This is a genomic window from Micromonospora sp. AB353, assembly GCF_049538395.1.
Classification (GTDB): domain Bacteria; phylum Actinomycetota; class Actinomycetes; order Mycobacteriales; family Micromonosporaceae; genus Micromonospora; species Micromonospora aurantiaca.
Genome location: NZ_JBMVFV010000049.1, coordinates 1 through 12,442, shown reverse-complemented (window position 1 = coordinate 12,442; position 12,442 = coordinate 1). Strand labels below are relative to the sequence as shown.

The following is a 12,442-nucleotide window of genomic DNA, read 5'->3' as shown; positions in this document are numbered from 1 at the left end:
ACACCCGTCACACGGCGTCGAGGCGGGCCAGGTCGGCGGGGGAGAGGCGCAGCGCGGCGGCGGCGACGTTCTGCTCCAGATGCGCCGGGTCGCCCGTGCCGGGGATGGCCAGCACGTTCGGGCCCCGGGCCAGCGTCCAGGCCAGCCGGACCTGAGCCGCCGTCACGCCGTGCTCCCGGGCCACCGCGAGCACCTCCGGGTGCTCCTCGCCGGTGGCGCCGGCCTCCCGGCCGCTGGTGACGAGGGAGAAGAACGGCACGAACGCGGTGCCGTGCGCCGCGCAGTCGCGGATCAGCTCGTCGTGCTGACGGCGGTAGCCCAGGCCGTACGAGTTCTGCACGCACACCACCGGGGCGATGGCGCGCGCCTCGGCGACCTGGTGCGGGCGTACGGCGGAGACGCCGAGGTGCCGGATCAGCCCGGCGTCGCGCAGCTCGGCCAGCGCGCCGAAGTGCTCGGACAGCGGCTCCGGGCCGTGCACCCGCAGGTTCACCACGTCCAGGTGGTCGCGGCCGAGCTGACGCAGGTTCTCCTCCACCTGCCCGCGCAGCTGGTCCGGCCGGGCCGCCGGCAACCACTGCCCGGATGGGTCCTTGCCCGGCCCGACCTTGGTCACGACGACCAGATCCTCCGGGTACGGCCACAGCGCCCGGTTGATCAGCTCGTTGGCCGAGCGCAGTGGCGAGAAGTAGAACGCGGCCGTATCGATGTGGTTGACGCCCAGCTCGACGGCGCGGCGCAGTACGGCGACGGCCCGGTCCCTGTCGCTCGGGCTGCCGTCGGCGTTCGCGGTCAGCCGCATCGCGCCCAGGCCCATCCGGTTCACGGTCAGGTCGCCGAGCTGCCAGGTGCCGGCCGCGCCGGCGTGCACGGTGTCGATGGTCATGTGGTCCCCGTATCCCTCGTCTGCGGCCCCACGGCGGGGCCGACAGGTACCACGGGGCCGGCGGGCAGCCGGTTCACTCGCCTTCGTCGCGGTCCTCGGGCTTCTCGAGCCAGCGGGCCCGCCAGGCCGCCTCGTGCGCCTCGTGGCTGGTGCGCTCCTCGAAGACCAGCTTGCGCAGCGCCTGCCGGCCCTCGGCGAAGACGATCACCTCGACGGCCACCATACCCACGGTGACGGCGGTCAGCATGCCCAGCGCGGCCAGCCCCGGCAGCCGCTCCGCGACCGGGATGAGCACGCCCAGCAGCAGCACCGCGCCGACCCGGGTCCAGCTCAGCGTGCGCAGGGTACGCAGCTGGAACAGCATGTTGCCGCAGAGGTAGCAGATGACGCCGCCGTACAGCAGCGGCACGCCGGGACCGTGTGCCGGCTCGCTCGGCGGCACGTTCGGGTCGGCGATGCCGTGCACGATCGTCTCGGCGCCGAGCGCGAACAGGATGATGCCCGCGATCATGGGCAGGAACAGGTACGCGTACGCGTCCCGGGCCATCGCCACCCGGGGGCCGTCCTGCGCGACGTGCAGGGCGATCCGGGCGGCCGGCCCGATCATGTCGTAGTGCGCCCACCAGAGCGCGGCGGTGAAGAAGATGCCGAGCACCGCCGCCGCCACGGCCGGCCAGGTGGGCGGCTGACCGAGCAGGTTGCTGCCGACGCCGACCGAGATCACGGACTCGCCCAGCGCGATGATCAGGATGAGGTCGTACCGCTCGGTCCAGTGTTCGGCGGACGCGACGCCCCAGCCCCACGTGCCGGCGATGATGCCGGTGCCGTACTGGAGCAGGATGACCCCGGCCCACAGCACGTCCCGGAGCACCGCCGCGGAGACCAGGTCGTCGATCCTCGGCGGCAGCAGCGCGGCGACCAGCAGCAGCGCGGTGCTGCCGACCACCTCGGGGGCGAACCGGATCAGTTGCCGGCGCTCGTTCGGGCTGTCCCGGACGGCGTGCCGGTAGAGCAGCAGGTGCACCAGCCGCAGGACGGTGTAGCTGAGCGCCGCGACCATCGGCCCGGCCTCGTTGCCGCGCGGGTCGCGGAACGCGTTCGGCAGCGACAGCGCGAACGTGAACAGCGCGGCCATGCCGACGGTCATGAGCACCGGGACGAATCCCTCGCCGAGGCGTACCCGGGTGGCGACCACGCTGTGCACCACCCACGACCACCAGAGCACGGCGAGGACGAGCAGCGCGTGCAGCAGCGCCCCGCCGGTCACCTGGAGGGCGGTGGCCCGGGTGATGATGAAGAACGAGAAGACGAAGACCAGGTCGAAGAAGATCTCGAACCGGTCGACCCGGGCGCCCGGGGCCACCGGCACCGCCGGCCCCAGGCGTCCCCGCCACCCGTACGAGCCCACCGGCCGAGTCTGTCAGCGCGCGCCGGGGGCGCGGGCCGGTTCCGGTCAGCCCGGCCGGTGGCGCAACCCGTCCATCAGCAGGTCGAGCAGGCGTCCGGCCTGGGCGCGCTGGTCCGGTTCGCCCGCGACCAGGGAGACGCCGCTGAGGCTGGCGAGCACGTCGGCGGCGGCCACGTCGGCGCGTACGACACCCGCGGCGGCACCCGCCGCGAGCAGCGCCCCGAGCGCGGCGAGCAGCCGGTCGCGGCTCTGCGCGTACGGGTTGGCGCCGGAGGCGATCACCAGCCGCAGCGCGTCGGCCATGCCCCGCTTGGTGGCGAGGTAGTCGACGAACCGATCCATCCAGGCGCGCAGCGCCGCGTCGGCGGGCTGGGCCGCGAGCAGCGCCGGGGCGGCGTCGCAGAGCTTCTCCAGCTCGTTGCGGTACGCCGCCTCGATCAGCGCCTCCCGGCTCGGGAAGTGGCGGTAGAGCGTGCCGATGCCGACGCCGGCCTCCCGGGCGACCCGGTCCAGCGTTACCTCCGGGCCGTCCTGGGAAAACGCCTGGACCGCGGCGTCCAGCAGCCGCTGCCGGTTGCGCAGCGCGTCCGCGCGCAGCGGTCGGTCGGGCACGGGCCCTCCTCCCTCGGCCGGGTCACCGGCCCGGAACGGTGGTGAACCGGAGCCCCCTCCGGTTATGCTGGCGAAGTAACGGAGGATCCTCCGCTTCTCATCGTAGCGGGCGGACATCGGTCCGCGTCGCCGTCGACAAGGATGGACCATGACAACCCCGACACCAGTCACCACCCCGTTCTCCGCCGAGACCACCGCCCTGGAGGTGGTCCGCGACCTGGACCTCACCGGTCGGCGGGCCGTCGTCACCGGCGGCGCCTCCGGGATCGGCGTCGAGACCGCCCGCGCACTCGCCGCCGCCGGAGCGGACGTCACCCTCGCCGTCCGCAACACCGAGGCCGGGCAGCGCGCCGCCGACGACATCACCGGCACCACCGGCAACGACCGGATCCTGGTCGCGCCGCTCGACCTCGCCGACCTCGCCTCGGTGGCCGCGTTCGTCCGCACCTGGGACGGGCCGCTGCACATGCTCGTGAACAACGCCGGGATCATGGCGTCGCCCGAGATGCGCACCGAGCAGGGCTGGGAGATGCAGTTCGCCACAAACCACCTCGGGCACTTCGCGCTCGCCACCGGGCTGCGCCCGGCGCTCGCCGCGGCCGACGGCGCGCGGATCGTCTCGGTCAGCTCGGCCGCACACCTGCGCTCACCGGTGGTGTTCTCCGACATCCACTTCCGGCAGCGACCGTACGACCCGTGGCTGGCGTACGGGCAGTCCAAGACCGCGAACGTGCTGTTCGCGGTGGAGGCGACCCGCCGGTGGGCGGACGACGGCATCCACACCAACGCGCTCATGCCCGGCGCGATCCGCACCAACCTCCAGCGCTACATCACCGAGGAGGAACTGGCCCGGATGCGCGCCCAGAGCGGCGGCGGCGCGGCCACCTTCAAGACACCCGAGCAGGGCGCGGCGACCTCGGTGCTGGTCGCCGCCTCACCGCTGCTCGACGGCGTCGGCGGCCGGTACTTCGAGGACTGCCAGGAGGCCGGGCCGAACCAGCCGGGCACCCGTACCGGCTGGGCCGGGTACGCCCGCGACCCGGAGGCCGCCGAGCAGCTCTGGACCGTCTCCGAGGCGCACCTGCGCGGCTGACCCGCGGAAACGAGGAAGGGGGCGCGCGGCATGTCGCCGCGCGCCCCCTCGCCGTCTCGGATCTACAGACCCAGCTCGGCCTCGAAGTTGCCGCCCTCCAGCCGCTCCTTAACCGCGGTGAGGAAGCGGGCCGCGTCGGCGCCGTCGATCAGCCGGTGGTCGTACGACAGAGCCAGGTAGACCATCGAGCGGATCGCCACGACCTCGCCCAGCTCCGCGTCGTTCACCACGACCGGACGCTTCACCACGGCACCCGTGCCGAGCATCGCCGACTGCGGCGACGGCACGATCGGGGTGTCGAACAGCGCGCCCCGGCTGCCGGTGTTGGTGAGCGTGAACGTCGCCCCGGCCATCTCGTCCGGGGTGATCTTGTTGGCCCGGGTGCGCTCGGCCAGGTCGGCGATCCGCTTGGCCAGGCCACCCATGTTCAGGTCACCGGCGTTGTGGATGACCGGCGTGAGCAGACCGCGCTCGGTGTCCACCGCGATGCCCAGGTGCTCGGCGCCCGGGTAGGTGATCGTCCCGCCGTCCAGGTCCATGCTGGCCTGGATGATCGGGTACGTCTGGAGCGCCTCGATCGCGGCCACCGCGAAGAACGGCAGGAAGGACAGCTTCACGCCGTGCTTGGCCTGGAACGAGTCCTTGGCCCGCGCCCGCAGCTTGGCGACCTTGGTGACGTCGACCTCGACGACGGTGGTCAGCTGCGCCGTCTCGTGCAGCGACTGCTGGAGACGCTTGGCGATGATCGAGCGGATCCGCGGCAGCTTCTCCGTGGTGCCCCGCTTGGCGCTCGGCTCCGGCTTGGCGGCCGGCTTGGCCGGGGCCGGTGCGGACGGGGCAGCGGCGGCGGCCGGCGCGGGCTTGGCGGCCTTCGCCTTCTCGGCCGCCTCCAGCACGTCCTGCTTGCGGATGCGGCCACCCACGCCGGTGCCCTTGATCGAACCCAGGTCCACGCCGTGCTCGGCGGCGAGCTTGCGCACCAGCGGCGTCACGTACCCGGCGGCGTCCTCGCCGTGCTCGGCCGGAACGCTCCGGCGCTGCGCGGCGGCCGGCGCGGCCGGCTGGGCCGCCTGCTCGGCCTCGGCCGGCTGCGCGGCCTGCTCCGCCTCGGCGGCCGGCTCGTTGTAGGACGCGCCCGGCGTGGGCTCCTCGACCTCGGGCTCCGGCTTCGGCTCGGGCTTGGGCTTGGGCTCGGGCTCGGGCTTCGCCTCGGCCTTCGGCTCCGGCTTGGGCTCGGGCTTCGGCTCCGCCTTCGCGGGCGCGGCGCCGGCCACCCCGACGATCGCCAGCACGGCGCCGACGTCGGCGGTCTCGTCCTCGGCGACCTTGATCTCCTGCAGCGTGCCGGCGACCGGCGACGGGATCTCGGTGTCGACCTTGTCGGTGGAGACCTCCAGCAGCGGCTCGTCCACCTCGACGGTCTCGCCGACCTGCTTGAGCCAGCGGGTGACCGTACCCTCGGTGACGCTCTCGCCCAGGGCCGGCATGGTCACCGGCGTGCCTTCGCCCGACGGCGCGGCGGGCTCGGCCGGCTCCTCGACGGCCGGCTGCTCGGCCTCGGCGCCCGGCTCGGCGGCGGCCTCCTCGGCCTCCTGGGCCTGCTCCGGCTCGGGGCCGGTGCCCTCGGCGGCGGCCGTCGGCTCGGTGGCCGGCTCGGCCTTCTCGGTGGGAGCCGCGCCCGCGTCCTCGCCCTCGCCGGCGATGACCGCCAGCTCGCTGCCGACCTCGGCGGTCTCGTCCTCGCCGACCACGATCCGGCTCAGCACGCCCGCCGCGGGGGACGGGATCTCGGTGTCGACCTTGTCGGTCGACACCTCGAGCAGGGGCTCGTCGACCTCGACGGTGTCACCCTCCTGCTTGAGCCAGCGCGTGACGGTGCCCTCGGTGACGCTCTCGCCGAGCCGGGGCATGGTGACCGATACCGGCATGTTCTCCAGACTCCTTCATTCCCCTGGTGGGATCATCGCCCGTCGCCGGACGCCGCGGTTGTCGTGTCAGGCGTGCGCGTGCAGCGGCTTGCCGGCCAGGGCCAGGTGCGCCTCGCCCAGAGCCTCGTTCTGCGTCGGGTGGGCGTGCACGAGCTGCGCCACCTCGGCCGGGTACGCCTCCCAGTTGTAGATGAGCTGCGCCTCGCCGATCAGCTCACCGACCCGGGCGCCGACCATGTGCACGCCGACCACCGGGCCGTCGTCCACCCGGACCAGCTTCACGTGGCCGGCGGTCTTGAGGATCTGGCTCTTGCCGTTGCCGCCCAGGTTGTAGTTGTAGGTCTTGATCTTGTCGGCGCCGTACTGCTCCTTGGCCTTCGCCTCGGTCAGGCCGACCGACGCCAGCTCCGGGTCGCAGTAGGTGACGCGCGGGATGCCGGCCTCGTCGATCACGGCCGGGTTCTTCCCGGCGATCTCCTCGGCGACGAAGATGCCCTGCTGGAAGCCGCGGTGCGCGAGCTGCAGGCCGGGCACGATGTCGCCGACCGCGTAGACGTTCGGCACGCTGGTGCGCAGCCGCTCGTCGGTCAGCACGTAGCCGCGGTCCATCTTGACGCCCTGCTCCTCGTAGCCGAGGCCGGCGGTGTTCGGGCCGCGGCCCACGGCGACCAGCAGCAGCTCGGCCTCGACCGTGTCGCCGCCCTGGATCGTCAGCTTCACGCCCTTGTCGGTCTTCTCGACCTTCTCGAACGGCTTGCCGACCTTGAAGTTGATCTTCCGCTTGCGGAACGCCCGCTCCAGCGCCTTCGACGACTCCTCGTCCTCGGCGGCGACCAGGCGGGGCAGCGCCTCGACGATGGTCACGTCCACGCCGAAGGACTTCCAGACGCTGGCGAACTCGACGCCGATCACACCGCCGCCGAGGACGATCGCCGACGACGGGACGCGGTCCAGGGTCAGGGCGTGGTCGCTGGTGATGATCCGCTCACCGTCGACGTCCAGGCCGGGCAGGCTCTTCGCGTACGAGCCGGAGGCCAGCACGACGTTGCGGCCGGTGTAGCGCTTGCCGTCCACCTCGACGACGTTCTTGCCGACCAGCTTGCCCGCGCCGGCCACGAAGGTGATCTTCTTGCTGCTGCCCACCAGGCCCTGGAGACCCTTGTACAGGCGGGAGATCACGCCGTCCTTGTACGAGTTGACCGCCTTCATGTCGATGCCGACCAGCTCGGCCTTCACACCGAACTGCTCGGACTCGCGGGTCTGGTCGGCGATCTCGGCGGCGTGCAGCAGCGCCTTGGTCGGGATGCACCCGTTGTGCAGGCAGGTCCCGCCCAGCTTGCTCTTCTCGATGAGGGCGACGGAGAGGTCCAGCTGGGCGGCACGCAGCGCCGCCGCGTAGCCGCCGCTACCACCTCCGAGGATGACGATGTCGAAGGTCGTGTCGTTCGGCTCGCTCACATCCAACTCCCAGGTCGCGTCACTGCATCGGGGGTTACGGCGGAGTAACAGGTACACCCCACCTCGGTCATCTTGTCACCACCACGGACCGAGCGCGTACCGAGGTGCCCAACGACACGTCGGTGACACGTACCCTTGGCACCGTCTTCGATGACGGCTTGGGGGAGGAGTGGATTCGGTGGGGCTGTTCCGACGACGCAAGCGGGCGGCCCCGGCGAGCCGCGACCGCGCCGCCGACCGCGCCGATCTGGACCATCTGGAGAACTTCGTCCGGACCCGTAAGGGCGTCGAGGCGTTCATCGAGCCTCGTACGACGGTCACCGAGACCACGATCATGCTGATCGCCGACGACGGCGAGTGGACCCGGCGGCGTGTCGGCGGGCCGGACGAGGCCCGCCGCTGGGCGCACCGGATCGCCATTCCGATCTACGACGTGCGGCTGATGGGCTATCCGCAGCGCATGCGCGACTACAACGAGCGCCGCAAGCGCCGCCCCGAGCTGTTCTGAGCTACCTGCGCGCGGGTGTTAAAAAGGGCCCCTTCTACAACGCGAGGCGTTAAGAAGGGGCCCTTCCTTACCCGTCAGCCGTGGGTGGCGACGTCCTCGACCAGGTGCACGAGCGTCCGCACCGGCACGCCGGTGCCGCCCTTGGTCCAGTAGCCGGTCGCCTCGCCCGAGTGGTAGCCCGGACCCGCGATGTCGATGTGCGCCCACGCCACGTCGTCGGTGACGAACTCGCGCAGGAACACCCCGCCCTGCAGCATGTGCCCGGCCCGGTCCATCCCGGCGTTCACCTGCGAGATGTCCGCGACGTCCGACTCCATGCCCTTGCGCACGTCGTCCGGCAGCGGCATCGGCCACGCCGGCTCGCCGGTCGCGTCACCTGCCACCCGCACCCGCTCGCACAGCTCCGGGGTGCCCATCACACCGGCGATCCGCTTGCCCAGCGCGATCACCTGACCGCCGGTCAGCGTCGAGGTCTCGAACAGGTAGTCCGCGCCGTCCGCGCAGGCCCGCGCCATCGCGTCGGCCAGCACCATCCGGCCCTCGGCGTCGGTGTTGAGCACCTCCACCTTCTTGCCGTTGAACATGCTGATCACGTCGCCCGGCCGGTAGCTGGTGCCCGACGGCATGTTCTCCGCCATCGGCAGGTAGCCGGTGACGGTGACCGACGGCTTGAGCGCCGCGACCGCCAGCATGGCCGCGCCGACCGCCGCCGCGCCGGCCATGTCCGACTTCATCTCCCACATGCCCTGCGCCGGCTTGATCGAGATGCCGCCGGTGTCGAACGTGATGCCCTTGCCGACAAGCGCGACCCGCTTGCCGTTGCCGCCGCCGGCGGGCGTGTAGGTGAGCTTCACCAGCCGCGGCGGGGCCTCGGAGCCCTGGCCGACGGCGAGGATGCCGCCGTAGCCGCCGGCCTTCAGCGCCGCCTCGTCCAGCACCTCGACCTCCAGCCCCGCCTCGCGGGCGGCGGCGGAGACGACGTCGGCGAACGCCGGGGGACGCAGCTCGTTCGGCGCGGTGTTGACCCAGTCCCGGCTGGTCCGCACCGCGCCGGCCACGGCCTGCGCCCGCGCGATCTCGGCCTGGGCGGTCGCGTCGGCCGCGTCCGGCACCGCCACCAGCACCTCGGCCACCGGCTCACGCCGGGCCGGCTGCGGCTTGGTCTTGTAGCCGGCGAACCGGTAGCCGCCCAGCAGCGCGCCCTCGGCGACCGCGCGCAGCGCGGCCGGGGCGTCGGCGTCGTCGGGCAGCGGCAGGGCCAGCGCGACGCGCGGGGCGCCGGCCAGCGCCCGCACCGCGGCACCGGCGGCCCGGCGCAGCGACTCCGGGGCCGGAGCGGCGCCCGAGGGCTCCGGGCCGAGGCCGACGGCCACGACCAGCGGGGCGGTCACGGTGCCCAGCGTGGCCAGCTTGATCACCTCGCCCGGGCCACCTGTCGCGCCGAGCAGGGCCAGCGTCTCGGTCAGCTTTCCGTCGAACGCGGCGGCGATGCTCTCCCCGCCGGTGGCCAGCAGCAGGGCGTGGGCGGATGCGCCGCTGCCCGGCTCGGTGGTCTGGCTGTGCACGCCGATCACGATCGCGTCGACGGCGAGTTCGGCGGGGTCGGTGTCGACCAGGCTGAGGGTGGTACGGGGCGATGTCACGAAAGCTACTCCGGGCGGGCCGGGCCGGCCGCGTCGTCGCGTACCGGCGATGAAGGTGTCTCCGGCGGCAACCTACCCGCCGGGAGGCGTGGCTGTCCCGCCGATGCGTGCCGACGGGATCCCGCCGATGCTAACCACAGCGGTCCGGGCCGGTAAGTTGCCACCCATGACCGAGGTGACCTCCGACGCCGCCGAGACCCGGCTGCGCCGCTCCCCGCTGCACGAGCGGCACACCGCGCTCGGCGCGAAGTTCGCCCCCTTCGGGGGCTGGCAGATGCCGCTCGAGTACGCCGGTGGCGGCGTACTCAAGGAGCACACGGCCGTCCGCGAGGGCGTCGGCGTGTTCGACGTCTCGCACCTGGGCAAGATCCGGGTCACCGGGCCGGGCGCGGCGGACTTCGTCAACGCCTGCCTCACCAACGACCTCGGCCGGATCGCCCCCGGACAGGCGCAGTACACGCTCTGCTGCGACGAGGCCACCGGCGGCGTGGTGGACGACATCATCGCCTACCTGCACGCCGACGACCACGTCTTCCTGATCCCCAACGCCGCGAACACCGCCGAGGTGGCCCGCCGGCTGCGCGCCGCCGCGCCCGCCGGCGTCACCGTCACCGACGAGCACGAGGCGTACGCGGTGCTCGCCGTCCAGGGACCGCGCTCGGCGGACCTGCTGGGCGCGCTCGGCCTGCCCACCGGGCACGACTACATGAGCTTCTCCACCGCCACGCTCGACGGGGTGGAGCTGACCGTGTGCCGCACCGGCTACACCGGCGAACTGGGCTACGAACTGGTCGTCCCGGCCGAGCACGCGGTCGCCGTCTGGGACGCGCTCTTCGCCGCGGGCGGCGACGTACGCGCCTGCGGCCTGGCCGCCCGGGACACGCTGCGCACCGAGATGGGCTACCCGCTGCACGGGCAGGACCTGTCCCCGGAGATCACCCCGGTGCAGGGCCGCTCCGCCTGGGCGGTGGGCTGGGACAAGCCGGCGTTCTGGGGCCGCGACGCGCTGCGCGCCGAGAAGGCCGCCGGCCCGGCCCGTACGCTGCGCGGCCTCACCGCCGTCGACCGGGCCATCCCGCGCCCCGGCATGGCCGTGTACGCGGGCGACCGGCAGGTCGGCACCGTCACCAGCGGCACGTTCAGCCCGACGCTCAAGCACGGCATCGCGCTGGCACTGGTCGACACCGACCCGAAGCCGGCCGACGGCGACGAGCTGGAGGTGGACATCCGGGGCCGCCGCGCCCGGATGCGCCTGACCCGGCCGCCGTTCGTCGAGCCCTCGGTGCGCTGAGCCCGGAGGCGGACCCGCCCTCGGTGCGCTGAGCCGCGCGGGTCAGTCCTCGCCGCGCTCCCCGGCGTCGAGGACTGCCTGCGTCCAGCCGCCCTCCAGCACGCCGGTGCCGTCCAGCACGGCCCAGTCGACGACGTCCGACGCCTCCACCACCACTGGCGAGCCGATCCGCACGCTCGGGTCGGTGTTGGCGTCGCTGGCGCTGGCGCCGACGATCCGTTCCGGGGTGTCCCACGAGGTCACCCCGGCCCAGACGTACTCGGGACCGTCGTCGCCGGGCAGGCCGTACTTGACCACGAGCTGGCTCTCCTCGGGCAGCCGCCCGGCCAGGAACCGGGCCCGGATGTCGCCGAGCGCCTCCCGGGCGGTCTCCACCGCGCGGCTCATCGCGTCCCCGGTGCGGGTGTAGCGCACGTCCGGCTGGATGCCGTTGAACAGCGTCGCGCAGGCGGCGGCGAAGTAGCGGCCGGGCGGCCCCGGATGCCCGGGCGGCGGGTTGAGGCTCAGGAACGAGTCGGCGTCCGGGTCGGTGGCCGGGTCCAGCTCCAGCCGCAGCAGCACCGGTGCGGTCGCGCCGTGCTGCTCCGGATTGCCGTACGCCACGGCGATGTCGTGCCCGGTCACCGTGGCCAGCACCGGCAGTTGCACGAACGCCGGCACCTCCTCACCGGCGAGCCCGTCGGTCCAGTCCCGCAGCAGCCGCCGGGCCGCGCCGGTCATCACCGCGCCCCACGCCCGGGTCAGGTGGTCCGGTACGCCCTGGGCCTGCAACTCCAGCAGCCCGAACCGGCGCAGCCCCTTCGTGGTGAACCAGAGCCCGTCGGAGTCCGAGGAGTAGGGGACCAGCACCCAGTCGACGAGCCGGATCCGGCCCTGCTCGTCGGGCAGCGAGCGCAGCGCCGCCGCCGGGTCGAGGAACTGGAGCCCGAAGACGTCCACCACGTCCCCGCCGACGGTCTCGGCGACCGCGGCGGCCACCGCGCGGGCGGCCCACTCGTGCGCGGGCGGCCAGCCCGGCCGGTACTCGGCCTGCACCACCACGAGGTGGGTGGCGGCGGCGAGCCGGGCCAGCTGCTCCTCGGTGGCGCCGAACGCGGTGAGCAGGTCCGGCGGCAGCTCGGGGAACTCGTCGACGGTGCGGGTGTCCACCGTCATCAGCGGGCTGTCGAGCATCTGCCGGGCCAGCCCGTGGACCGGTTCGGCGAGCCGGCCGGCCAGCCCTTCCACAGCGGTCTTCGGGCTCACCTTCGGCAGCCCGGTGATCGGTACCAGGTACGTCGCGTCGAGCGACTCGGGCACCGGTACCGGCAGGAAGTCGTCCGTGATGAGCATGCCGTCCCCCTCGACCGCGCCGGTGCACTCGCCCCGAACGCTACCCGCCCGGACCGGTGACGCTCAGCCGGTCAGCACCAGTCCCAGGTAGGACAGCGTGGTGACGATCTCCACGAGCGCCCCGAGCACGTCGCCGGTGATGCCGCCGAAGCGGCGTACCAGGTGCCGCAGCAGCCCGGCCGCGACGGCGAGCGCGCCGAGGACGGCGAGCGGCCCCTGCCACGGACGGTCCGGCACCGCGGGCACCGCAGCCAGCGCGACGGCGACCGCGCCGAGCGCCAGC

The 12,442-nt window shown here is 73.4% G+C and carries 11 protein-coding genes; 3 read left to right on the top strand and 8 right to left on the bottom strand.

Features of this window, described 5'->3' with window-relative positions; genetic code table 11:
• Nucleotides 1-7 precede the first annotated feature (7 nt).
• From ACPCK6_RS19735 to ACPCK6_RS19725, 3 genes are all read right to left on the bottom strand, one after another.
• The gene (locus tag ACPCK6_RS19735) at nt 8-886 is read right to left on the bottom strand and encodes an oxidoreductase (protein WP_355514380.1); all 879 of its coding nucleotides are present in this window, start codon (nt 884-886) and stop codon (nt 8-10) included.
• A 73-nt stretch (nt 887-959) separates the two neighbouring features.
• The gene (locus ACPCK6_RS19730) at nt 960-2,294 is read right to left on the bottom strand and encodes a low temperature requirement protein A (protein WP_423481842.1); all 1,335 of its coding nucleotides are present in this window, start codon (nt 2,292-2,294) and stop codon (nt 960-962) included.
• Nucleotides 2,295-2,339: 45 nt separating this feature from the next.
• On the bottom strand, nt 2,340-2,906 hold the full coding sequence (locus tag ACPCK6_RS19725; protein WP_423481841.1) for a TetR/AcrR family transcriptional regulator: 567 nt from the start codon (nt 2,904-2,906) through the stop codon (nt 2,340-2,342).
• A gap of 148 nt (nt 2,907-3,054) precedes the next feature.
• On the opposite strand from ACPCK6_RS19725, the gene ACPCK6_RS19720 reads away from it, so the two are divergent.
• Nucleotides 3,055-3,999, top strand: coding sequence for an SDR family NAD(P)-dependent oxidoreductase (locus ACPCK6_RS19720; RefSeq protein ID WP_396882362.1), 945 nt, complete (start codon nt 3,055-3,057; stop codon nt 3,997-3,999).
• Nucleotides 4,000-4,061: 62 nt separating this feature from the next.
• Here ACPCK6_RS19720 and sucB read toward each other — a convergent pair whose 3' ends face one another.
• Both sucB and lpdA read right to left on the bottom strand, forming a co-directional pair.
• Nucleotides 4,062-5,927, bottom strand: a complete 1,866-nt coding sequence (gene sucB, locus ACPCK6_RS19715) for a 2-oxoglutarate dehydrogenase, E2 component, dihydrolipoamide succinyltransferase (protein WP_423481840.1) — start codon at nt 5,925-5,927, stop codon at nt 4,062-4,064.
• Nucleotides 5,928-5,993: 66 nt separating this feature from the next.
• Entirely contained in the window at nt 5,994-7,385 is a 1,392-nt protein-coding gene (gene lpdA, locus ACPCK6_RS19710; protein WP_269697387.1) for a dihydrolipoyl dehydrogenase, read from the bottom strand.
• Between the two features lie 178 nt (nt 7,386-7,563).
• Between lpdA and ACPCK6_RS19705 the strand changes: the two genes are divergently transcribed.
• Nucleotides 7,564-7,893, top strand: a complete 330-nt coding sequence (locus tag ACPCK6_RS19705) for a hypothetical protein (protein WP_318333740.1) — start codon at nt 7,564-7,566, stop codon at nt 7,891-7,893.
• Between the two features lie 74 nt (nt 7,894-7,967).
• On the opposite strand, the gene ACPCK6_RS19700 is transcribed toward ACPCK6_RS19705, so the two are convergent.
• Nucleotides 7,968-9,536, bottom strand: coding sequence for a leucyl aminopeptidase (locus ACPCK6_RS19700; protein ID WP_396882360.1), 1,569 nt, complete (start codon nt 9,534-9,536; stop codon nt 7,968-7,970).
• Nucleotides 9,537-9,702: 166 nt separating this feature from the next.
• On the opposite strand from ACPCK6_RS19700, the gene gcvT reads away from it, so the two are divergent.
• Entirely contained in the window at nt 9,703-10,827 is a 1,125-nt protein-coding gene (gene gcvT / locus ACPCK6_RS19695; RefSeq protein ID WP_396882359.1) for a glycine cleavage system aminomethyltransferase GcvT, read from the top strand.
• A 42-nt stretch (nt 10,828-10,869) separates the two neighbouring features.
• On the opposite strand, the gene ACPCK6_RS19690 is transcribed toward gcvT, so the two are convergent.
• Entirely contained in the window at nt 10,870-12,159 is a 1,290-nt protein-coding gene (locus ACPCK6_RS19690) for a DUF2314 domain-containing protein (protein ID WP_135241366.1), read from the bottom strand.
• Nucleotides 12,160-12,222: 63 nt separating this feature from the next.
• Nucleotides 12,223-12,442, bottom strand: a 220-nt coding sequence (locus ACPCK6_RS19685) for an adenosylcobinamide-GDP ribazoletransferase (RefSeq protein ID WP_423481839.1), incomplete at its 5' end; no start/stop codon positions are given.

Coding starts and splice junctions, on each gene's coding strand:
- ACPCK6_RS19735 (WP_355514380.1), bottom strand. CDS start 886: ATGACCATCGACACCGTGCACGCCGGCGCGGCCGGCACCTGGCAGCTC.
- ACPCK6_RS19720 (WP_396882362.1), top strand. CDS start 3,055: ATGACAACCCCGACACCAGTCACCACCCCGTTCTCCGCCGAGACCACC.
- sucB (WP_423481840.1), bottom strand. CDS start 5,927: ATGCCGGTATCGGTCACCATGCCCCGGCTCGGCGAGAGCGTCACCGAG.
- gcvT (WP_396882359.1), top strand. CDS start 9,703: ATGACCGAGGTGACCTCCGACGCCGCCGAGACCCGGCTGCGCCGCTCC.
- ACPCK6_RS19690 (WP_135241366.1), bottom strand. CDS start 12,159: ATGCTCATCACGGACGACTTCCTGCCGGTACCGGTGCCCGAGTCGCTC.